Annotated in this window: 19 protein-coding genes and 1 pseudogene; 3 read left to right on the plus strand and 17 right to left on the minus strand. The window is 65.0% G+C overall.

The annotated features are described in order from the left end of the window. The first annotated feature begins 182 nt into the window (after nucleotides 1–182). Nucleotides 183–1,469, plus strand: coding sequence for a citrate synthase (gene gltA, locus ACY8GK_RS08980; RefSeq protein WP_196180145.1), 1,287 nt, complete (start codon nucleotides 183–185; stop codon nucleotides 1,467–1,469). A 77-nt stretch (nucleotides 1,470–1,546) separates the two neighbouring features. On the opposite strand, the gene ACY8GK_RS08985 is transcribed toward gltA, so the two are convergent. The 9 genes from ACY8GK_RS08985 to ACY8GK_RS09025 all read right to left on the minus strand — a co-directional run bounded on the left by ACY8GK_RS08985 (nucleotide 1,547) and on the right by ACY8GK_RS09025 (nucleotide 8,643). Then, nucleotides 1,547–2,152, minus strand: coding sequence for an START domain-containing protein (locus ACY8GK_RS08985; protein ID WP_196180146.1), 606 nt, complete (start codon nucleotides 2,150–2,152; stop codon nucleotides 1,547–1,549). A 32-nt stretch (nucleotides 2,153–2,184) separates the two neighbouring features. After that, entirely contained in the window at nucleotides 2,185–2,439 is a 255-nt protein-coding gene (locus tag ACY8GK_RS08990; protein WP_196180147.1) for a YkgJ family cysteine cluster protein, read from the minus strand. An 87-nt stretch (nucleotides 2,440–2,526) separates the two neighbouring features. Further along, the gene (locus tag ACY8GK_RS08995) at nucleotides 2,527–2,973 is read right to left on the minus strand and encodes a hypothetical protein (protein WP_196180148.1); all 447 of its coding nucleotides are present in this window, start codon (nucleotides 2,971–2,973) and stop codon (nucleotides 2,527–2,529) included. Between the two features lie 106 nt (nucleotides 2,974–3,079). Further along, on the minus strand, nucleotides 3,080–4,522 hold the full coding sequence (locus ACY8GK_RS09000; RefSeq protein ID WP_462402850.1) for an aminotransferase-like domain-containing protein: 1,443 nt from the start codon (nucleotides 4,520–4,522) through the stop codon (nucleotides 3,080–3,082). Nucleotides 4,523–4,717: 195 nt separating this feature from the next. Continuing rightward, nucleotides 4,718–5,527, minus strand: coding sequence for an OmpA family protein (locus ACY8GK_RS09005; RefSeq protein ID WP_196180150.1), 810 nt, complete (start codon nucleotides 5,525–5,527; stop codon nucleotides 4,718–4,720). After that, nucleotides 5,524–5,883, minus strand: a complete 360-nt coding sequence (locus ACY8GK_RS09010; protein ID WP_462403004.1) for a DUF4398 domain-containing protein — start codon at nucleotides 5,881–5,883, stop codon at nucleotides 5,524–5,526. Before ACY8GK_RS09010 ends, ACY8GK_RS09005 begins: the two co-directional genes overlap by 4 nt. Nucleotides 5,884–6,051: 168 nt before the next feature. Next, nucleotides 6,052–6,882 (minus strand): substrate-binding periplasmic protein, encoded by an 831-nt coding sequence (locus ACY8GK_RS09015; protein WP_462402851.1) that lies wholly within the window; start codon nucleotides 6,880–6,882, stop codon nucleotides 6,052–6,054. Between the two features lie 81 nt (nucleotides 6,883–6,963). Next, entirely contained in the window at nucleotides 6,964–7,893 is a 930-nt protein-coding gene (locus tag ACY8GK_RS09020) for an electron transfer flavoprotein subunit alpha/FixB family protein (RefSeq protein ID WP_196180152.1), read from the minus strand. Continuing rightward, entirely contained in the window at nucleotides 7,894–8,643 is a 750-nt protein-coding gene (locus tag ACY8GK_RS09025; protein ID WP_196180153.1) for an electron transfer flavoprotein subunit beta/FixA family protein, read from the minus strand. Between the two features lie 534 nt (nucleotides 8,644–9,177). Here ACY8GK_RS09025 and ACY8GK_RS09030 point away from each other — a divergent pair. Further along, nucleotides 9,178–10,842, plus strand: coding sequence for an electron transfer flavoprotein-ubiquinone oxidoreductase (locus ACY8GK_RS09030; RefSeq protein ID WP_196180154.1), 1,665 nt, complete (start codon nucleotides 9,178–9,180; stop codon nucleotides 10,840–10,842). 119 nt (nucleotides 10,843–10,961) lie between these two features. Here the strand turns inward: ACY8GK_RS09030 and ACY8GK_RS09035 are convergent, their stop codons facing one another. From ACY8GK_RS09035 to ACY8GK_RS09050, 4 genes and pseudogenes are all read right to left on the minus strand, one after another. Continuing rightward, nucleotides 10,962–12,278: an MFS transporter gene (locus tag ACY8GK_RS09035; RefSeq protein ID WP_196180155.1), complete on the minus strand. Its 1,317-nt coding sequence runs from the start codon at nucleotides 12,276–12,278 to the stop codon at nucleotides 10,962–10,964. 133 nt (nucleotides 12,279–12,411) lie between these two features. After that, nucleotides 12,412–13,179, minus strand: coding sequence for a methyl-accepting chemotaxis protein (locus ACY8GK_RS09040; RefSeq protein WP_462403005.1), 768 nt, complete (start codon nucleotides 13,177–13,179; stop codon nucleotides 12,412–12,414). Between the two features lie 165 nt (nucleotides 13,180–13,344). After that, a pseudogene (locus tag ACY8GK_RS09045) lies at nucleotides 13,345–14,082 on the minus strand (methyl-accepting chemotaxis protein); the annotation flags it as partial. A 144-nt stretch (nucleotides 14,083–14,226) separates the two neighbouring features. Further along, the gene (locus ACY8GK_RS09050; protein ID WP_462402852.1) at nucleotides 14,227–16,011 is read right to left on the minus strand and encodes an ABC transporter transmembrane domain-containing protein; all 1,785 of its coding nucleotides are present in this window, start codon (nucleotides 16,009–16,011) and stop codon (nucleotides 14,227–14,229) included. Nucleotides 16,012–16,278: 267 nt separating this feature from the next. Here ACY8GK_RS09050 and ACY8GK_RS09055 point away from each other — a divergent pair, with 267 nt between their 5' ends. Continuing rightward, a complete protein-coding gene (locus ACY8GK_RS09055) occupies nucleotides 16,279–16,452 on the plus strand; it encodes a PA1571 family protein (RefSeq protein ID WP_196180160.1) in 174 nt (57 codons plus the stop codon). Between the two features lie 91 nt (nucleotides 16,453–16,543). Here the strand turns inward: ACY8GK_RS09055 and pdxB are convergent, their stop codons facing one another. From pdxB to ACY8GK_RS09075, 4 genes are all read right to left on the minus strand, one after another. Further along, on the minus strand, nucleotides 16,544–17,686 hold the full coding sequence (pdxB, locus tag ACY8GK_RS09060) for a 4-phosphoerythronate dehydrogenase PdxB (RefSeq protein WP_462402853.1): 1,143 nt from the start codon (nucleotides 17,684–17,686) through the stop codon (nucleotides 16,544–16,546). Nucleotides 17,687–17,746: 60 nt separating this feature from the next. Next, a complete protein-coding gene (gene tusA, locus ACY8GK_RS09065; protein ID WP_196180164.1) occupies nucleotides 17,747–17,989 on the minus strand; it encodes a sulfurtransferase TusA in 243 nt (80 codons plus the stop codon). Between the two features lie 166 nt (nucleotides 17,990–18,155). Beyond that, nucleotides 18,156–19,508 carry an ATP-binding protein gene (locus ACY8GK_RS09070; RefSeq protein WP_462402854.1) on the minus strand — a complete coding sequence of 451 codons (1,353 nt, stop codon included), beginning with the start codon at nucleotides 19,506–19,508 and terminating at the stop codon, nucleotides 18,156–18,158. Next, nucleotides 19,505–20,188 (minus strand): response regulator transcription factor, encoded by a 684-nt coding sequence (locus ACY8GK_RS09075; protein ID WP_196180168.1) that lies wholly within the window; start codon nucleotides 20,186–20,188, stop codon nucleotides 19,505–19,507. The genes ACY8GK_RS09070 and ACY8GK_RS09075 overlap by 4 nt, the downstream gene beginning before the upstream one ends. Between the last annotated feature and the right edge of the window lie 147 nt (nucleotides 20,189–20,335).

The following is a 20,335-nucleotide window of genomic DNA, read 5'->3' on the forward strand; positions in this document are numbered from 1 at the left end:
AATAGCGCATTGCCTTTGTTGCGCAAAAGGCGTAAACGGGCGTCAATTTCGCGAAAAAGGACCGTCGCAGAGGCCTTTCAACCAGCCTTTAGGCAAATTGACATTCGAATTTATCCCTCTATAGTGATGCGGGCCCTGCGTGGGGGGCTGTCTGATGATTTCAAGCATTGATAGGAGGCCACATGGCTGACAAAAAAGCGCAGCTGGTCATCGAGGGCGCTGCCCCCGTAGAGCTGCCCATTTTAACCGGCACCGTTGGTCCTGATGTAATCGACGTCCGCGGGTTGGGGGCCACCGGTCATTTCACCTTCGACCCGGGCTTCATGGCCACGGCGTCCTGCGAATCGAAGATCACCTACATCGATGGCGACAAGGGCGTGCTGCTGCACCGCGGCTACCCGATCGAGCAGCTCGCCGAGAAATCCGACTACCTCGAGACCTGCTACCTGCTGCTCAATGGCGAACTGCCCAATGCCGAGCAGAAGGCCCAGTTCGTCAGCACCGTCAAGAACCACACCATGGTGCACGAGCAGCTCAAGACGTTCTTCAACGGTTTCCGCCGGGACGCCCACCCGATGGCGGTGATGTGCGGCGTGGTCGGCGCCCTGTCGGCGTTCTACCACGACTCGCTGGACATCAATAACCCGCAGCACCGCGAGATCTCGGCGGTTCGCCTGGTCGCCAAGATGCCGACCCTGGCCGCGATGGTCTACAAGTACTCCATGGGCCAGCCCATGATGTATCCGCGCAACGACCTCTCGTACGCGGAAAACTTCCTGCACATGATGTTCAACACGCCTTGCGAGATCAAGCCGATCAGCCCGGTGCTGGCCAAGGCGATGGACCGGATCTTCATCCTCCACGCCGACCACGAGCAGAACGCCTCCACCTCCACCGTGCGTCTGGCCGGCTCGTCCGGCGCCAACCCGTTCGCCTGCATCGCCGCGGGCATCGCCGCCCTGTGGGGTCCGGCGCACGGCGGTGCCAACGAAGCGGTACTGACCATGCTCGATGAGATCGGCGATGTCTCGAACATCGACACCTTCATCGCCAAGGCCAAGGACAAGAACGATCCATTCAAGCTGATGGGCTTCGGCCACCGGGTCTACAAGAACCGCGACCCGCGCGCCACCGTGATGAAGCAGACCTGCGACGAAGTCCTGGGCGAGCTGGGCATCAAGAACGACCCACAGCTCGAGCTGGCCATGCGCCTGGAAGAGATCGCCCTGACCGACCCCTACTTCATCGAACGCTCGCTGTACCCGAACGTGGACTTCTACTCGGGCATCATCCTCAAGGCGATCGGCATTCCGACCAGCATGTTCACCGTGATCTTCGCCCTGGCACGCACCGTCGGCTGGATCTCGCACTGGAAGGAAATGCTTTCGAGCCCCTACAAGATCGGCCGTCCGCGCCAGTTGTACACCGGCCAGGCGCAGCGCGACATCGTCGAACTGAAGGATCGCTGATCGGTCCGTCGCCCGACATCGCGGGCGTGAAGAGAAGGCTGCCCTCGGGCAGCCTTTCTCGTTTCAGAGCAGGCCGCTCAGGGCTTTTCCGCCCGCTCCCGCAACCCCTTGAGCGTATTGAACGGCGCTTCCACCACGAACTTGTTCGCCAGCCATGAAGGCACGCTGCCTCCCGGCTCGGTATGCACCTGGTAGATCACTTCGGTGCTGTCGCCTCGAGGGACCAGCTTCCAGAACCCCTTCACCTCGCTCACCCGGACATAGCCCGGCTCGGGCGGCAGGTAGTTCGGCTGGCTTTCCAGCGTCCGGGTCAGGCTCCCATCGGCTCCCTGGGTGGTAGTGACATGCAGGATCGAGTCGCGTGGCGTCACCGGCCACGGCGTATTGAAACGCGTGTAGGTCCAGCTCTGCTCGCCCTGGTGCTTGAGCAGCTTCTGCGAGTCGCATTCGTGGATCCAGGCGCAAGCGCCAACGGCATCCTCCTGAAGCGCACGGACCTTGGCCAACGGCGCCTTGATCAGCGTCACGCCACGGTAGGCCTTGTATCTGGAATTGGGCACATCGCTCAGGGAAACCTGAATGCCTGCTTCGTCCTTGGCCACTTTCCAGTCCTCGGCCCAGGCACCAGGCATTACCGCCAACCCCAGGCCACCGAGCAACACGATTCGCTTCAAAGATCTCATCATCGTTTTCCTTGTTGTCGAAGATCCACGCTTCACGCAGCCGTCATCTGCTCCAGCCAGCCGATGATCCTGAGCGCCTCGTCGCGATCGCTGCCACACACCTGCGGCTCGGCCTTGAACCCGCCACAGACGGCCGGCCGCTCCGGACGACCGAACAGTGCGCACAGGTTCTGCGGCGAAAGATGCAGGCAACGCTCGCCGGCCGGCTTGCCTTGCGGCATGCCCGGAATCGGCGAGCTGATGGATGGGGCGATGCAGCAAGCGCCGCAGCCTTCACGGCAGTTCATGGCAGAGGCTCCTGGAACAGGACGGATGAGCCACGATGATAACCACTGAAACGACCGTTTGAAAATGGGGAGCAGGTGGCTTGCCGCTCACTGCCGGAACTGGAACTCGATGGCCGCACCCTCGACTTCTCGCTGGCTGTCATTGCGCAACTGCAGCTGCATTTCGTTGCTGATCAGCCGGCCATTGAGCTGAAACGAGCTGTCGGCACCGGGTTCCTGCGAGAACATCGAAGGCAACAGGTTCTTGCGCCGTGGCGCGTTGTCGCCAACCTCGGGCTCGAGCTCATCCACCAGCTCGACCGGCAGGCTCAGGTCGAGCCTGGGCTTGGGTACAGGGGTGGCAACGGCCTTGCTTTTCACCGCCTTGGCCTGATGCCGTATCGGCCTGGCAACCTTCTTGACGGGCTTTTCATGAGCGTGAGTCGCCGGCCTTGCGCCTTCGGCGCCCTGCGCCTGGTCAGCCAGGGTCAAGCCTGGAAAAACGAGTCCCGAGCCGAGACACAACAGCAAACCAAGCACACGAAAGCGTTTCATGAGCACCGCAAGCATTTGCCTAAAATGGCTATGCTGGCTGTTCGCCGCGCCGCTGGCAAGCCCAGGTTCTGCATGGAAAGCGCCTGCGCGGCGATTTCGTACCCACCTAGAACGGCAAACTCGTCGCTTCCCGACACAGCTGATGGGCCAGCATGCCCAGCGTCAGCAGCGCGCGCTCTGACTCGCGATTCCAGGGGATACCGCAGTTGAGGCGAATACAGTGGTTGAACTGTTCGGTATTGCTGAAGATCAACCCTGGCGCGATGCTGATGCCCTGCTCCAGCGCACGCACGTGCAACTCCTGGGTATTGACCCGTCCTGGCAGGCTGATCCAGAGGATGAACCCGCCGGTAGGCCGGGTCATCTGGGTGCCTTCGGGAAAATGCTGCTGCACGGCCAGCTGGTAGGCGCTGAGGTTGCGCCGGTATTCCTGGCGGATATAGCGCAGGTGACGGTCGTAGCCGCCGTTCTCCAGGTAGGCGGCAACCCCCATCTGCGTGACGCTGCAAGCCGAGTGGGTGGTGAAGGTCTGCAGCCGCTGGACTTCCTCGCGATAGCGACCCGGAATCATCCAGCCCACTCGCACGCCCGGCGACAAGGTCTTGGAAAAGCTCGAACAGTAAATGACTCGATCCAGACGATCATGCGCCTTCACGGCCTTGCTACGCCCTTGCTCGAACATCAGCTCGCCATAGATGTCGTCTTCGACGATCTGGATGTCGAAGTCCGAGGCCAGGCGCAGCAACTGTTTTTGCCGTTCTTCAGGCATGGTCCCGCCCAGCGGATTGCTCAACCTGGCCGTCAGCACCAGCGCCTTGATCGACCACTGGTTGGCTGCCAGTTGCAAGGCTTCCAGACTGATACCGGTGGACGGGTCGCTGGGAATCTCGATCACCTTCAGCCCCAGCAGGTCAGCCAGTTGCAGCAACCCGTAGTAGGTCGGTGATTCCGCGGCGATCAGGTCGCCAGGACGGGTCAGCACCCTCAGCGACATCTGCAGCGCATCGACACAGCCGTGGGTCACCACGATCTCGCGCGGATCCACCAGCACGCCGGCATCGCGCATGCGAATCGCGATCTGCCTGCGCAGCGGCTCGTAGCCTGGGCTGAACATGTAGCTGAAGGCACGCGGGCTGTGGAAGCGAGTCACCTTGGACAATTGCTGGTGCAGGGCCCGAACCGGCAGGTAGTCGACGTGCGGGACCGCCGCACCGAAGGGAAACACGCCGTCCCGGCGCGCCTCGACCAGGACCTGCTGGATGATGCTGGCCCGCGTCACCAGGCCGGGCCGCTCGACCTTGGCGATGTCCGGGGTCTGCGCCGTCAACGCTGGCGTCTGGTGTACGTAATAGCCCGACTGCGGTCGCGCCCTGATCAGCCCCTGATCCTCGAGGTTGGCGTAGGCTTGCAGGACCGTCGCATGACTAACGTTGAGCTGGGCGCTCATCTTGCGCACCGAAGGGACGCGCTCTCCAGGCTGATAGACGCCGCGACGAATATCGTCGGCCAATTGCTGGGCGATGCGCTGGTACAGCAGCAGGTTGGTCATGGCGGAGTCTCGGGGCGCGGGCTTCATTGTTGTTCTGGAACTCCGTGGAGGAGCTGGACTACCGTAACAGTCATCAAGTGTACCGGCACAGATTGCAGGTTAGTCAACCTGCGCCCGTATCCATGACATCCTGTCGACCGGCACGATCACCCGCGCCGTGCTGGCCACCCGGCAATGCCCAGGCACAGGCCGGCATCAACGTTCGGCGGCCAGCCTGCCCTTCTCGTCGGAGAACACCACCTCAACGCGTCGATTCTGCGCCCTGCCCCGCTCCGAGGCATTGGCTTCGACCGGATACTGGTCGCCATAACCGACCACCTGGATACGCTTCTCATCGACGCCCAGGTCGACCAGCATGTCCGCGACCGACTGTGCCCGCGCACGCGACAGTTCGAGATTGTCTTGCGCAGTGCCCGTGCTGTCGGTGTAGCCTTCGACACGAATCACCCGACGAGGATTGAGCTGGAGGAACTGCACCAGCTTGAGCAGCGTGCGGCTGGCCGAATTTCTCAGCTCCGCGCGACCGGTGTCGAACAGTGCATCGCCCAGCGTCAGGACCTGGCCACGATCGCTTTCCTGCGATGCCAGCGCGGCGATTTCGGCCTCCAGCCACTTGCCCTGCTGCTGCACCGTGGCCAGCTTGGCTTCGCGCAGGGCCAGTTGCAGGCGCTGGCGCTGCAGGTCCAGCTGGACCAGGCGCTCCTGGTTGAGCGCGAGCCGGGCATGCTCGCGGGCGATCTCGCTGTAGCGCTGGCTAAGGTAGGCGTAATGGCGCACGTCACTGCCGCTGCCGATGTAGCTGGACAGGCGCTCGGCGCGCCCCAGCGACTCCCCGGCACGAATCACGTCACGCGGCGCGCTGCGCAGCACATCGGAGTCATCCTTGACCTGCTCGAAGGCGGCGCTGGCCTGCTCCAGCGCCGACTCGCTGCGCTGGCTGGCGCAGCCCTGCAAGCCCAGCGCACCCAGCGCGACCAGCAGCAATACGGACTGGCGATGGTTCATGGCTGGGCCTCCAGTTGCTTGCGCAGGCGCTTGATACGCGCCTCCAGGATCTTGATCTGCTCCTGACTCTTCTCGGTAAGCACCTGCGCCTCGGCCAGGCGCGCATCCAACTCGGCCTGCTCGGCACGCATGCGGGCCTCCCGGCACTGGCCGCTAGCCATATCAGCCTGGGCCCGTGCCAGCTTGTCCTCGGCAAGCTTCAGCGCCTGTAGCTGCTCGGTGGCCCCGACCGCCTTGGCTTGCTCGAGAGCCTGGCCGGAAAGCCGCAGCTGCTCGTGCGGCGCCGGATCGCTGGCGCAGCCGGCCAGGCCGGACAAGGCCAGGACCAGGCCGAGGGCGCGGGTGTGGCCAGGCAGTCTTGCCTTGGCCAAGGTCGAATCCGATCTGTTCAAACTGCTTCAGCTCCTGACGAATACGCGATCTGCGGCGCGGTTGACTATCGCGCTGTGCGCCGCGGCGGCAATAGTAACCTGCTTTCCACCGCCACGACCAAGTCGAGCGGACGCTGGAAAACCAGGCGGCGCTCAGTTGTCGCTCGCCGCGCCCTGAGCCTGCATGCGCGCCTGGCGCATCCAGCGCGCCAGGTTGCGCTGCAATGCGGCATCGGCCGCCGTCCCGCCTGCCAGCTCAGCGACCCGCCGCGCCAGCTGTCCACGCAACCAGGCATCATTGCACGCCGAGTTGTGCGAGACCGCCAGGAACAGGCCGGGCCGATCCACGGGCAAGCCGTTGGCGATCACTTCGTCGCTCAGGCCCAGGCCTTGCACCATGGCCATCCCGGCATAGCGACCCGCCAGTACATAGTCGACCTGCCCCAGCACCAGTTTCTGGTACGCCTGGGTCAGGCTCTGGGCCGTTTCCAGCGTGGGCCAGGCCTGAAGGGTGGCCTGGAAGCCCGCCGTCAGCCGCGCATTTCCCGGCAGGCTGCCACGGTAGCGCTGCAGCTCGGCCGGACTGTCATGAACCAGCGGCGCATCATGCCGGGTCCAGACCAGGTAGTCGTCATGTTGCAACGGTGGATGGACGTAATCGAGCGCCGTCAGCCGCGAAGAGGCCATGGGCGAGTCGAGCAGCAGGTCCATGCGCCCGCTGCGAACCTCTTCGAAGGCCTGGCCGCGCTTGCCGGCGTGCAACACTTCGACGCTCACGCCGATTTCGCCAGCGACCTGGCGCAGCAGATCGACGCTGGCTCCGACCAGATGCCGTGGATCCTGCGGATCCTGCCAAGAGTAAGGCGGCGCGTCCGGACTGCCAGTGGCCACCAGACGTTCGCATTTGCCCACTGCCCATGTCGCCGGCGACGCCAGCACGGCCAGGCAGGCCGTGATCGCTGCGGTTCGGCCAAGCCTTGCCATGCCTTGATCTCCAGGTCCGAAATGAAGAAAGCCCGACCTTCCACGGGAAGGCCGGGCTTTCTTATAAGTGAAGCAGCGGGATCAGACCAGCTTTTCCAGCTCCGGAACCGCTTCGAACAGGTCGGCGACCAGGCCGTAGTCGGCGACCTGGAAGATCGGCGCCTCTTCGTCCTTGTTGATCGCCACGATCACCTTGGAGTCCTTCATGCCGGCCAGGTGCTGGATGGCACCGGAGATACCCACGGCGATGTACAGTTGCGGCGCGACGATCTTGCCGGTCTGGCCGACCTGCATGTCGTTCGGCACGAAGCCTGCGTCGACCGCGGCGCGCGAGGCACCGACGGCGGCACCGAGCTTGTCGGCCAGGCTGTACAGGTGCTTGAAGTTGTCACCGTTGCCCATCCCGCGGCCACCGGACACCACCACCTTGGCGGCAGTCAGCTCGGGACGGTCGGACTTGGCCAGCTCCTCGCCGACGAAAGCCGACTTGCCGGCGTCGATGGCGGTATCGAGGGCTTCGACGGCAGCCGAGCCGCCTTCGGCCGCGACGGCGTCGAAGCCGGTGGCACGCACGGTGATGACCTTGACCGCGGCGTTCGACTGCACCGTGGCGATGGCGTTGCCGGCATAGATCGGACGCTTGAAGGTGTCGGCGGACTCGACCGAGATGATCTCGGAGATCTGGTCGACGTCCAGCAGCGCGGCGACCCGCGGCAGGATGTTCTTGCCATTGGTGGTAGCAGGCGCCAGCACATGGCTGTAGCCCTTGGCCAGCTCGACGATCAGCGGCGCGGCGTTTTCCGGCAGCAGGTGGGCATAGGCGGCATTGTCCGCGACCAGCACCTTGGCGACGCCGGCGATCTTCGCCGCAGCTTCGGCGATGGCCGATACGCCCTGGCCTGCGACCAGCACATGGATATCGCCACCGATCTTGGCGGCAGCGGCGACGGTGTTCAGGGTGGACGGGGCAATGGCACCGTTCTCGTATTCAGCGACAACCAGGATAGTCATTTAGATTACCTTCGCTTCGTTCTTCAGCTTCTCGACCAGTTCGGCCACCGACTTGACCTTGATACCGGCACCACGGGCAGCCGGGGCCTCGACCTTCAAGGTCTTGCTGGTAGAGGCGATGGATACGCCCAGCGCTTCTGGCGTGACGGTCTCCAGCGGCTTCTTCTTGGCCTTCATGATGTTCGGCAGCGAGGCATAGCGCGGCTCGTTCAGGCGCAGATCGGTGGTGACGATCGCCGGCAGGTTCAGCGCGACGGTCTGCAGGCCGCCATCGATCTCGCGAGTCACGTTCAGCTTGTCGCCAGCGACTTCGACCTTCGAGGCGAAGGTGCCCTGGGCATAGCCAGTCAGCGCGGCGAGCATCTGGCCGGTCTGGTTGTTGTCGCTGTCGATGGCCTGCTTGCCGAGGATCACCAGTTGTGGCTGCTCCTTGTCCACCACCGCCTTGAGCAGCTTGGCCACGGCCAGCGAGCCGAGCTCATCGCCGGCCTCGACCAGGATGGCGCGATCGGCGCCCAGCGCCAGGGAGGTGCGCAGCTGCTCCTGAGCCGCGGTCGGGCCGATGCTGACGGCGACGATCTCGGTGGCGACGCCTTTTTCCTTCAGACGCACGGCTTCTTCCACGGCGATCTCGCAGAAGGGGTTCATGGACATCTTGACATTGGCGAGGTCGACGCCGGAGTTGTCCGCCTTGACGCGAACCTTGACGTTGTAGTCGACCACTCGTTTGACAGCTACAAGAACCTTCATGGATTCCTCGTTACTCTCCGGTGATTAGAAGTCGCCTGGGGCATGCCCGGCGATTTGCGCGTAGGACCAGGGCACCTCTGGAAACATAGGACGGCGGACCGATCTAGCATGCCTCGACCGCCCTGCCCACGCCTGGGCAAAACCCACGGGTCATTTCCTGTCGTGACGTGTAAACTGCACTACATGGCGGGTTCTGGCGGGAATCCCCTGCACTTCGCCTGGTCTTCAGGGACGCTCTTGCGTCCGACGGTCAGCCTACGGCGAGCGTAAAACCGCTGGTATCTTGACTGCATCCCCCCGGTCGGTCAATACGGCAAATCGGCCATCGTCCAGGCGCCCTTCGGTGATTTTACTGGGGTCCGGGCAATTCAAACAAACGTTTGTATTGGACCCGTCCCGTGGTGTGGATATAATGCGCGCCACGACAAAGCGGTGTAGTGCGGCGCGGAGAAAGCTACAGCCAGGCAGCTGTGCGCCCACGCATTCCACCCACCAGACAAGCAACAGAGACAAAGCCTCGAGTAGGAGAGACCTGTGGAACGCGAATACATGGAATTCGACGTGGTCATTGTCGGCGCAGGCCCCTCAGGTCTGTCCGCTGCATGCCGCCTGAAGCAGAAGGCCGCCGAGACCGGCAGCGAGATCAGCGTCTGCGTGGTCGAGAAAGGCTCGGAGGTCGGCGCCCACATTCTGTCCGGCGCGGTGTTCGAATCGCGTGCCCTCGACGAACTGTTCCCCGACTGGAAGGCGCTCGGCGCGCCGCTGCTGACCGAAGTCAAGCGCGACGACATCTATGTGCTCAAGGACCAGGCCAGCTCGGTCAAGGTCCCCGACCTGTTCGTGCCGCGCACCATGCACAACCAGGGCAACTACATCATTTCCTTGGGCAACCTGTGCCGCTGGCTGGCGCAGCAGGCCGAGAACCTTGGCGTGGAAATCTATCCCGGCTTCGCCGCGCAGCAAGCCCTGATCGACGAGGCCGGCGTGGTGCGCGGCATCGTCACCGGCGACCTGGGCGTCGACCGCGAGGGCCAACCCAAGGATGGCCTGTACACCCCTGGCATGGAACTGCGTGCCAAGTACACCCTGTTCGCCGAAGGCTGCCGCGGGCATATCGGCAAGCAGCTGATCCGCCACTTCAATCTCGATGGCGAGGCCGACCCGCAGCACTACGGCATCGGCATCAAGGAAATCTGGGAGGTCGAGCCGAGCCGTCACGAGCAAGGCCTGGTGGTGCATACCGCCGGCTGGCCACTGGACGTGGTCAACGCCGACAACACCGGCGGCTCGTTCCTCTATCACCTGGAGAACAACCAGGTGGTGGTCGGTCTGATCGTCGACCTGGCCTACGCCAACCCGTACCTGTCGCCGTTCGACGAATTCCAGCGACTCAAGCACCACCCGGTGATCAGCCAGTACCTCGAAGGCGGCAAGCGGATCAGCTACGGTGCCCGCGCCATCGCCAAGGGCGGCCTGAACTCGCTGCCCAAGATGGTCTTCGAGGGCGGTGCGCTGATCGGCTGCGACCTGGGCACGCTGAACTTTGCCAAGATCAAGGGCAGCCATACCGCCATGAAGTCCGGCATGCTCGCCGCCGAGGCAGTGGCCGAGGCCCTGGCCGCCGGTCGCGAGGGCGGCGACCGGCTCGATGGCTATGCCAGCGCCTTCAAGGCCAGCTGGGTGTACGAAGAGCTGCACGCCAGCCGCAACTTCGGCCCGGCCATGCACAAGTTCGGCCCGCTGTTCGGCGCCGCCTTCAACTACATCGACCAGAACTGGTTCAAGGGCAAGCTGCCGTTCACCTTGCGCAACACCAAGCCGGACTACGCCTGCCTCAAGCTGGCGGCCGAGTCGCGGAAAATCGACTACCCCAAACCCGACGGCAAGCTCAGCTTCGACAAGCTCAGCTCGGTATTCCTCTCCAGCACCAACCATGAAGAGGAACAACCTTGCCATCTCAAGCTGACCGACCCGAGCGTTCCCATCGCCAGCAACCTGCCGTTGTACGACGAACCGGCGCAACGCTACTGCCCGGCAGGCGTGTACGAGGTGGTCAGCCAGGACGACGGCAGCAAGCGTTTCCAGATCAACGCGCAGAACTGCGTGCACTGCAAGACCTGTGATATCAAGGATCCAGCACAGAACATCACCTGGGTCGCGCCGGAGGGCGCTGGCGGGCCGAACTACCCCAACATGTAGGCCCTGCCCTTGATGCGAAAGCCCCAGGCCGCCAGGCCCGGGGCTTTTTCGTAGATGCACGTCACCAAGCCTTGCCGGGCAACCGGCGGGGCATGTCTGCGCTGACCGGCGATCGCTGCTCACTCGCCGCGACAGAAGGCTGCGGTGTCGGCCTCGGACCCAAGCGGTTCACGCTGTTCGAAATACAGTGCGGTAAGCATGCCGACCAAGCCCATGATCGCGCAGAAGCCCACGCATGCCCACGGGCTCCAGGGCATCAGCGCGATCAGCGCCAATGGCGTGATGCTGGCCCACAATGCATAGGCGACGTTGTAGGTGAAGGAAATTCCCGAAACGCGGATCTCGACCGGGAACAGCCCGACCATTATCGACGGCACCACGCCGACCACGCCGCAGGACAACCCGGCCACGGCGTAGGCCAGGCCAGGCCAGGCCCACTGCCCTACCAGGCTGGCATACAGCAGGCCGATCCCCAGCGGCAGCAGCAGGCTGTAGATCATCAGGGCGCGCCAGGCACCGAGGCGATCGACCAGCAGGCCGGCCAGCACGCAGCCAATGTTGAGAAAGACGATACCCAGGCTGCTCAGGGCGAAGGTGTGTCCGGCCGTCATGGCGAAACGCTGTTGCATCACCGTCGGGGTGATCACCACCAGCACCACCACCGCCGAGGTCAGCACGCAGGTCAGCAGCGCAGCCGGCACCAGTGCCTGGCGATGCTCGCCCAGGACCCTGCGCAGCGGAAAGGCCACCGGCTGTTCGCGACGTTCGCGCAGGGCCAGGAACACTGGTGTCTCGCTCAGCCAGCGACGTAGCCAGATGCCGACGATGCCGAACACCCCGCCAAGCAGGAACGGGTAGCGCCAGGCCTGGGCGAGGATTTCCTCGGGCGTGAACACCTGGGCCAGGGCCGTGGCGGTCAACGCTCCGAGCAGGTAGCCGAAGGTCAGCCCGGCCTGGAGGAAGCCCAAGGCATAGCCACGCCGACCAGGCGGCGTGTGCTCGGCGACGAAGGTCCAGGCGCTTGGCACCTCGCCGCCGACGGCGGCACCCTGGAGGATGCGCAGGGCCAGCAACAGCAGCGGTGCTGCATAGCCGATGTCGGCATAGGTCGGCATCACCCCGATCAACAGGCATGGCAGCGTCATCATCAGGATGCTCAGGCTGAAGACCCGCTTGCGTCCCAGGTGGTCGGCGAAATGCGCCATGAGGATACCGCCCAGCGGGCGCGCCAGGTAACCGGTGACGAAGATGCCGAAGCTTTGCAGCAGGCGCAGCCACTCGGGCATCTGCGGCGGGAAGAACAGCTGGCTCAAGGTCAGGGCGAAGAACACGAAGATGATGAAGTCGTAGATCTCCAGTGCCCCGCCGAGCGCCGCCAGGCTCAAGGTCCGGTGATCGGCACGACCCAGCTGGCCGGTGGTATCGAAGGCAGTCATGGCAGGTTCCGCAGCGCGACAAGGCGCAAGAGGATAGCAAATGCGCAAAGCCGCCGCAGGCGGCAAGCGGCAAGCGGCAAGCGGATCGTGCAGCCGATGCGACCCGCTTCTGCTTGTGGCTTGTGGCTGGCTGTCAGGCGCGAAGCTTGGCGGTGACCTCGCCCAGCTGGCCCGACAGGCCATGCAAGCGCTGCCCCGCCTGCTCGGTATGTTGCACCGCTTGCTGGTTGGCCGTGGCGATGCGAGTGATCTCGATCAGGTTGCGCGAGATGTCCTCGGCCACGCTGGTCTGCTCCTCGGCGGCGGTGGCGATCTGCCGGTTCATGTCGCGGATCGCTTCCACCGAGGTGGTGATGCGTTCGAGCATGCGCCCGGCCTGGACCACCTGCTCGGCGCCTTCCTCGCTGCGCTGCTGGCCACTTTCGATGGCCTTGACCGCTTCCACCGCGCCGGATTGGACCGCCTCGATGATCTGCTGGATCTCGGCGATCGAGGCGGCGGTGCGCTGGGCCAGGCTGCGCACTTCGTCGGCGACCACGGCGAAGCCGCGTCCGGCCTCGCCGGCACGGGCCGCCTCGATCGCTGCGTTGAGCGCCAGCAGGTTGGTCTGCTCGGCGATGCCGCGAATGACTTCCAGGACCTTGCCGATCCGGGTGCTGTGGTTTTCCAGATGGCGAACCACTACGGCGGTGCCGGCAATCTCCTGGTTGACCCGCTCGATCAGCTCGATGGTGGCCTGCATCACCTGGCCGCCGGCCTGGGCGTTCTGGTCGGCATCGTCGGCCGCCCGGGCGGCGTCGGCAGCATGTCGGGCGACTTCCTGAGCGGTGGCCGACATTTCGTGCATGGCGGTGGCAACCTGATCGGTGCGCTGGAACTGGTCCCGGGTGCCGCGAGCCATGTCGCCGGCAATGCTGCGCAACTGGCCGCTGGCGCCTTCCAGCTCCAAGGTGTTGTCCTTCAAGCGGCCGATGGTCTCGGCGAGAAAGTCACGCAAGGTGTTGGCGGCCAGGGCCAGGCGCCCCAGCTCATCCTGACGTTGGGCGACCACCCGCTGGCCGAACTGGCCCTGGCTCAACTGCGCGACATAATCGATCAGACTACGGATCGGCTCGATCAGGCTGCGATTGACCAGCCACAGGCTCAGCAGCCCGACCAGCACGGCCGAAGCCAGCATCACCAGCACGCCCAGCCACACGGTACGCTCGGCACCGGTACTGATTGCTCCGGCACGCTGGCGAGCCTCGCCACGCAGTTGCTCGACCAGCGCGCTCATCTGCTCGCTGGCCGCCCGGTCCACGCCCTTGACCGCCAGGTCCCCGGCCACCGGGTCGCCCCCGGCGTCCAGGAAGGACTGGCGGCCCTGGGCATAGGCCTGGCCCAGTTGCCGGTGACTGTCTTGCAACTGCACGAGCGCGGCGCGCAAGGTGCCGTCACTGCCTTCGATCAACTGGCCCAGCAGTTGCTGGACCTGCTGCTCGCGCGCCTGAAACTGCCGCCAGTACTTGTCCAGCTCGTCCGGCTGGCGGCCACGCAGCAGCACGTTCTTCCATTCCTGGACCTGGATCTTGAACTGCAGATTGGCTTCGTCGATCAGCTGGGACTCGCGAAGCGGTCCGTCGACCAGCGTGGCATAGCCGCGCACGCTGGCAGACAGGAACTGGAAGCACACCAGCGCGATCAGCAGCATGGCCGCCAGGCTGCCACCGAGCAGGGTGAGGAGTTGCATGCGAAGGGATTTGCGCAACATGTCGATCTCGAAACAAGGAGAGGGGGATAACAGCGCCACGCTTGGGCGCGTCATGCAGGACAGCCCTGTCCTGGTTCACTGGCGCCGGGGCCAGGCCGAAAAAAAGGCTGCCATCGGACGATGGCAGCCACTTCGAGCACTGCGCGACAGCTGCAGCAAATGGTCTCAAGCAATTGCTACAAAATTGTTACAAAAGCACTACTCAGGACGCACCGAGGCGGCTGCCTTGCCGAACTGCAGTGCCGCCAGACGTGCATACAGCGGGCTGTGCTCGATCAGTTGACGGTGCGTGCCCACAGCCACCAACCGACCTTTGTCCATCACCGCGATGCGATCGGCATGTTGTACCGTCGCCAGACGGTGGGCGATGACCAGCGTGGTTCGACCGGCCATGAGCTTGGGCAGGGCCTGCTGGATCAGGTGCTCGCTTTGGGCGTCGAGGGCACTGGTGGCCTCGTCGAGCAGCAGGATGGGAGCATCGACCAGCAGCGCCCGGGCGATTGCCAGACGTTGCCGCTGGCCGCCGGACAGGCCTGCCCCACCCTCGCCCAACGGCGTCTGGTAGCCTTGCGGCAGTTGCATGATGAAGTCATGGGCATGGGCGATTCGTGCCGCCGCCTCGACCTCGGCCGACGTGGCCTCGGCACGGCCGTAGCGCAGGTTGGCCTCGACGCTGCCGCGAAACAGCGCTGGCTGCTGGGCGACCAGGGCGAACTGGCGACGCACGTCGCAGAGCGCCAACTCGGCGATCGGCTGGCGGTCGAGCAGAATCCGGCCGTGCTGTGGATCGTGGAAGCGCAGCAGCAGGTCGAACACCGTTGACTTGCCGGCGCCCGAGGGCCCGACAAGAGCCACGGTCTGGCCAGGCTCGATGACCAGACTCAGGCCATCGAGCGCCGCCAGCGTTGGCCGCGACGGGTAGGCGAAGCGCACTTCCTGCAGCTCGATGCGGCCCCTGGCCCGGCCGGCCGGCAACACCTTGGGCGCTGCCGGCGACAGTATCGCGCTGCGCGCTCCGAGCAGCTCGGCGATGCGTTCGGCAGCGCCAGCGGCACGTTGGAGTTCACCGATCACCTCGCTGAGCGTGCCGAAGGCACTGCCGACGATCAGGCTGTAGAAGACGAAGGCGGCCAGCTCGCCACTGGAAATCCGGCCGGCGATGACATCCATGCCACCGACCCAGAGCATCAGCCCGACCGCGCCGAGCACCAGCACGATCACCAGGGTGATCAGCCAGGCGCGCTGCGCGATGCGCCGGCGTGCCACGGCGAAGGCGGCCTCCACGGTATCGGCGAAGCGCTGGCGATCTTGCGGCTCGTGGTTGTAGGCCTGCACCGTCCTGATCTGCCCGAGCGTCTCGGCCACGTAGCTGCCAACGTCGGCGACGCGGTCCTGGCTTTGCCGGGACAGTGCACGCACGCTGCGACCGAACAGCAGGATCGGCGCCAGAACCAGCGGCAACGCCGCGACGACGATGCTGGTGAGCTTGGGGTTGGTCACGAACAGCAGGATGATGCCTCCGACCACCATCAGCAGGTTGCGCAGGAACATCGACAGCGACGAGCCGATCACCGCTTGCAGCAAGGTGGTGTCGGCGGTCAGTCGCGACTGGATCTCGGAGCTGCGGTTGTCTTCGAAAAAGCCCGGATGCAGGCCCAACAGGTGGTCGTACACGGCGCGGCGCACGTCGGCCACACAGCGCTCGCCGATCCATGAGACCAGGTAGAAACGGCTGAAGGTGCCGATCGCCAAGGCCAGCACCAGCGCCAGGAACAGGGCGATGGTCTGGTTGAGCAACTGCGGCGAACGGGTCATGAAACCCTGGTCCACCAGCAGGCGAATGCCCTGGCCCATCGACAAGGTGATGGCGGCGGTCAGCACCAGCGCCAGCAAGGCCAGCCAGACCCGGCCGTGATACGGTCGAATGAACCGCCAGGCCAAGTGCATGGCGCGCCGTTGCCGGGAAGAGAACGCCTGGAACATGTTACAAACCTTTCTGCGGACAGTGGCCGCGGACCAGCACCGCGACGACCGGATGGAACCCTGGCAGCTGGCCGACGTCGGACATCACGGACGCAGCATGCATGACATTGAAATGACAGCAAGCGTTATAGCCCTTCGTTCTAAAAGGACTCTGGAGCTTTGCGCCAGTTTCTGGTGGACTGGTGTCCGCCGTGACGCCATGGAGCTGTCATGCATCGGTCACGGCCTGCGTCTACCCTGAGCGGAAACCTGATGAGGAGACAGGACATGAGCTTGCAGCATAGCAGCGAAACACAGACCACCCAGCACCACCAGCAACCTCAGGCCTGCGGCTCGATCATCGATCACCAGGGGCGTGAAGTGCCGATCACCGAGCAGATGATCCAGCAAGCCTGCCAGGACCTGGAAAAGAGCCGGATCGACCTGTCCTGCCCGTCCTGAGCTGAAGTCTCCGGCCTGGCCAAGCCAGGCCGATCGAGCCGTCTTCGGCCGGTTGCATGCCAGGGACCGCTCGCGGTCCCTGGCGCTGGCTTCACCCCACGACAGCTCCCAGCGCCTCGATCATCCGCACAAGCCCAGGCGCCTCGCCCCGAATCCCGACTCGCAACCCTTCGATCTCCCGCCGTGGTGGATACTGCTTGCGCAAGCGGTCGAATCCGGCCCGTTGCTCGGCGCTGTCTTCGCTGAGGCTACGACGCAAATCGGCATCGTCACGGCGCGGGTCGTAGACCGCGCGGCACAGGGTAGCCAGGACCCAGGACGGCTCGGCCGTGGCATCGAACTCGAGCCGCGCCAGGCTGGCTGGGGGCAGCAACTCGGCCAGGCGCACCTGCTCCGGCTGGCCGAGCCAACGACACAAAGCCTGGTACACCTGTGCGGTACCGCGCTGACGGCCATCGAGGCTGTAGCCGGCGATATGCGGGGTGGCCAGAGTGCAGAGGTCGGCCAGTGCCAGGTCGACCTGGGGTTCGCCTTCCCAGACATCCAGCACGGCATGCACGTCGTCGCGCGCTTGCAACAGTTCACGCAGCGCCCGGTTGTCCACCACCGCCCCACGACTGGCATTGACCAGCCAGGCGCCAGGGCGCAGCCGAGCCAGTCGCGCCTCGTCCAGCAAGTGCCAGGTCGCCTGCTCGCCGCCGCGCACCAGCGGGGTATGCAGGCTGATCACGTCGCACCGTTCGAGCAAGGTATCCAGCTCAACGAAGTCGCCGCCCTCGCGAGCCTGGCGCGGCGGATCACAGACCAGCACCTTCCAGCCCAGGCCTTGCAGGACCTTGACCAGGCGCGCGCCGACTTCCCCGGCCCCGACCACGCCGTAGGTCCGCTCGGCCAGCGCGACGCCGTCCAGCTCGGCCAGGGTCAGCAGGCTGCCGAGCACATAGTCCACCACGCCCCGGGCGTTGCAGCCGGGCGCGCTGGTCCAATGGATGCCCGCCTCGGCCAGGTGCTCCAGGTCCAGGTGATCGGTGCCGATGGTACAGGTGCCGACGAACCTGACCTTGCTACCTTCGAGCAACGCCCGGTCGACCCGAGTCACCGAACGCACCAGCAACACGTCGGCCTCCCTGACGCAGGCAGCGTCGATGCCGCGGCCGGAGTAGCGACGGATTTCGCCGAAACCGGCGAAGAAGGCATCGAGCAGCGGGATATTCTCATCGGCAACGATCAGCATGGTGCTCTCCTGGCGGGGGATGGCAGTGTAGGCGCTCTGGACCGAGGGTTCCAGCGGCGATCAGCTGGCCTTCTTGCGAATCCAGTACAGGTAGGTACCGGCCTGTTCCTGCTGGCCTACCAGTTCGTGGCCAAGGAATACGCAGAACTTGGGAATGTCGCGACGGGTCGAGGGATCGGTGGCGATCACCTTGAGCAGGCCGCCGGCGGCCAGGGCGCGCACGTGCTGGTGCAACATCATCACCGGCTCCGGGCAGTTCAGGCCGGTGGCGTCGAGGATGGCATCTGGGGTGTGGTCGGTCATGGGCTACTCCGCGAATGAGCGCCTATTGTCGCTCATGCGCCAGCCAAGGGCCAACCCAGGCTGCTGCGCGGCCGCCGAGCGCATCGGGCGCAGCTCATTCCTTTGCAGGAGCCGCGTGTCGCAATGGCCGCGCAGCGGGCCCGGATCTTTCAGGCGACCACCGTTCTCACTTCGTTGGGACGGCCCGCGTGGAGCCGTCGTCAAGGCGCCGGACCGGCAGTTGCAGGTACACCCGCAAGCCGTCCGCGCGGCTGTCGAACGACAGCCGGCCTGCGCAACGCTGGACGATGGCCTCGACGATCGCCAGGCCCAGACCGCAGCCGCCGCTCTGCCCATGTCGCCAGAACCGCTCGGTCAAGTGCGCCAGGTCCTCGTCGGCGATACCTGGGCCATGATCGCGAACCCGGAAACATGCCTGCTCTCGTTCGATCTTCACTTCCAATTCCACCGGCGTTTCATTCCCGGCATGGCGCAGGGCGTTGTCCAGCAGGTTGCGCAGTGCGGTCACGGCCAATGGCGCCGGCATGTCCAGATCAGCCCTGGCCGCGTCCTCGCACAAACACAGGCGGACACGCTCGCCCTCGCCATCGCCGGCATCCTGCATCGCCTGACGGGCAACCTGTTCGGCAGTGCACGGGACACCGTCGTCGAAACCCAGCCTGCCCTCGACCCGTGCCAGCATCAGCAGCTGTTCCAAGGTGCGGTGCAGGCGATCGGCGCCCTGCTCGGCATGCTCCAGGGCCTGTTCGCGAGCGCTGCCGTCAGTCAACCGAGCGACTTGCAGGTGGGTCTTGATCACGGTAAGCGGGCTGCGCAGCTCATGCGCCGCGTCATCGGTCAGGCGTCGTTCACGCTCGAGGGTCTGGGCGATGCGCAGGAACAGCTGGTTCTGGGTTGCCAGCAGCGGCTGCAGCTCGCTCGGCAGACCGGCCACCTGCAATGGCTCGACGCTGTCGGCGCGACGCCGGCGCAACGCATCGCGCATGCGATTGAGCGGCTCAAGACCCTTGCCCAGGCCGATCCATAGCAGGCCGAGGCTGCCGAAAAGGGCCATCAACACCGGTGCCGAGGCGGCCAGCAGGACCGAGCGGTTGAGTGCTTCACGCTCCTCATGCCGGTCGGCGGTGGTAATCCGCACCTCTCCATGGGCGTAGGTGAAGGTACGCCAGGAGGCGCCGTCGATGAGCTGGTCGGAAAAGCCGCTGCGCTGCGCGTCCATCGCGCCGTCGTGCTTGTGATTGCTGGCCAGGATCTCGCCGCGCAGGGAACTCACCTGGCAGGCCATGCCATCCGGAATGCTGAGCTGGTCGGCGGCGAAGCGGGCATCGCTGTCCCTGGCCGCCAATGGCGGCAGCTGGTCGACCAGCCCGGCGACCATGCGCGCCGAGGCGACCAGCCGCTGGTCCAGGGAAAACATCATCTGCTGGCGCAGGTCACGTAGCATCCAGGCGGCAGCCAGGGCCCAGATGACGATGAAGGCGCTGCCCAGGATCAGGCTCAGACGTACTCGCAGGCTCATGGCGAGGGCTGCTGCGGGACTTGCGCCGAGCCGAGTCGATAGCCGAGCCCGCGAACGGTCTCGACGATGCCGTTGCCCAGCTTGCGTCGCAGATGATGGATATGCACGTTCAGCGCGTTGCTCTCGACCTCGTCGCCGAAGCCGTATACGCAGTCCTTGAGCTGTTCGCTGGACAGTATCCGGCCAGGGTTGTGCAGCAGGGCCTGCAGCAGTGCCTGTTCACGACGCGACAGATCGACCGGCTGGCCAGCCAGGCTGGCCTGGCAACTGCTCGGATCGTAGCGCAACGGACCATGCTCGATGACGTTGACCGCCCGCCCTGCCGCACGGCGCAACAGGGTATGCAGGCGCGCCGCCAACTCGCGCAGGTCGAAGGGCTTGAGCAGATAGTCATCGGCCCCGGCCTGCAGGCCGTCGACCCGATCGCTCACCGCGTCGCGCGCGGTCAGCACCAGCACAGGCAGCAGTTCGCCTTGCTGGCGAAGCCGGCGCAGCAGCTTCAGGCCGTCCTCGTCAGGCAGGCCAAGATCCAGAACCATCACATCGAAGCGCGCCGCCTGCAGCATCGCCTGCGCCGCCGAAGCACTGGCCACCCGGTCGACGACCAGCCCCAGGGCCGACAGCCCGGCGCAGATGCCGCTGGCGATCAGGTCGTCGTCCTCGCAGAGCAGTACATGCATTGATGGGTCTCCGGTGGATGCAGGCAGGCATTGCACAGTGTCTCGATTAAGCGAGGATTATCCCATGCGGCGCCACGATGTCGAAGGTCAAGGCAAGCGCTTGCCGACCCTGGCGAACGGGTTAATCCCTGGTTAATCGAGCCTGAC

This window comes from Pseudomonas sp. Marseille-QA0332 (assembly GCF_054950175.1).

Bases quoted from the DNA above. Each gene is read 5' to 3' on its own strand.
- gltA (WP_196180145.1), top strand. From the start codon at position 183: ATGGCTGACAAAAAAGCGCAGCTGGTCATCGAGGGCGCTGCCCCCGTA.
- ACY8GK_RS08985 (WP_196180146.1), bottom strand. From the start codon at position 2,152: ATGAGATCTTTGAAGCGAATCGTGTTGCTCGGTGGCCTGGGGTTGGCG.
- ACY8GK_RS08990 (WP_196180147.1), bottom strand. From the start codon at position 2,439: ATGAACTGCCGTGAAGGCTGCGGCGCTTGCTGCATCGCCCCATCCATC.
- ACY8GK_RS08995 (WP_196180148.1), bottom strand. From the start codon at position 2,973: ATGAAACGCTTTCGTGTGCTTGGTTTGCTGTTGTGTCTCGGCTCGGGA.
- ACY8GK_RS09000 (WP_462402850.1), bottom strand. From the start codon at position 4,522: ATGACCAACCTGCTGCTGTACCAGCGCATCGCCCAGCAATTGGCCGAC.
- ACY8GK_RS09005 (WP_196180150.1), bottom strand. From the start codon at position 5,527: ATGAACCATCGCCAGTCCGTATTGCTGCTGGTCGCGCTGGGTGCGCTG.
- ACY8GK_RS09015 (WP_462402851.1), bottom strand. From the start codon at position 6,882: ATGGCAAGGCTTGGCCGAACCGCAGCGATCACGGCCTGCCTGGCCGTG.
- ACY8GK_RS09020 (WP_196180152.1), bottom strand. From the start codon at position 7,893: ATGACTATCCTGGTTGTCGCTGAATACGAGAACGGTGCCATTGCCCCG.
- ACY8GK_RS09025 (WP_196180153.1), bottom strand. From the start codon at position 8,643: ATGAAGGTTCTTGTAGCTGTCAAACGAGTGGTCGACTACAACGTCAAG.
- ACY8GK_RS09035 (WP_196180155.1), bottom strand. From the start codon at position 12,278: ATGACTGCCTTCGATACCACCGGCCAGCTGGGTCGTGCCGATCACCGG.
- ACY8GK_RS09040 (WP_462403005.1), bottom strand. From the start codon at position 13,179: ATGGCTCGCGGCACCCGGGACCAGTTCCAGCGCACCGATCAGGTTGCC.
- ACY8GK_RS09050 (WP_462402852.1), bottom strand. From the start codon at position 16,011: ATGTTCCAGGCGTTCTCTTCCCGGCAACGGCGCGCCATGCACTTGGCC.
- ACY8GK_RS09055 (WP_196180160.1), top strand. From the start codon at position 16,279: ATGAGCTTGCAGCATAGCAGCGAAACACAGACCACCCAGCACCACCAG.
- pdxB (WP_462402853.1), bottom strand. From the start codon at position 17,686: ATGCTGATCGTTGCCGATGAGAATATCCCGCTGCTCGATGCCTTCTTC.
- tusA (WP_196180164.1), bottom strand. From the start codon at position 17,989: ATGACCGACCACACCCCAGATGCCATCCTCGACGCCACCGGCCTGAAC.
- ACY8GK_RS09070 (WP_462402854.1), bottom strand. From the start codon at position 19,508: ATGAGCCTGCGAGTACGTCTGAGCCTGATCCTGGGCAGCGCCTTCATC.
- ACY8GK_RS09075 (WP_196180168.1), bottom strand. From the start codon at position 20,188: ATGCATGTACTGCTCTGCGAGGACGACGACCTGATCGCCAGCGGCATC.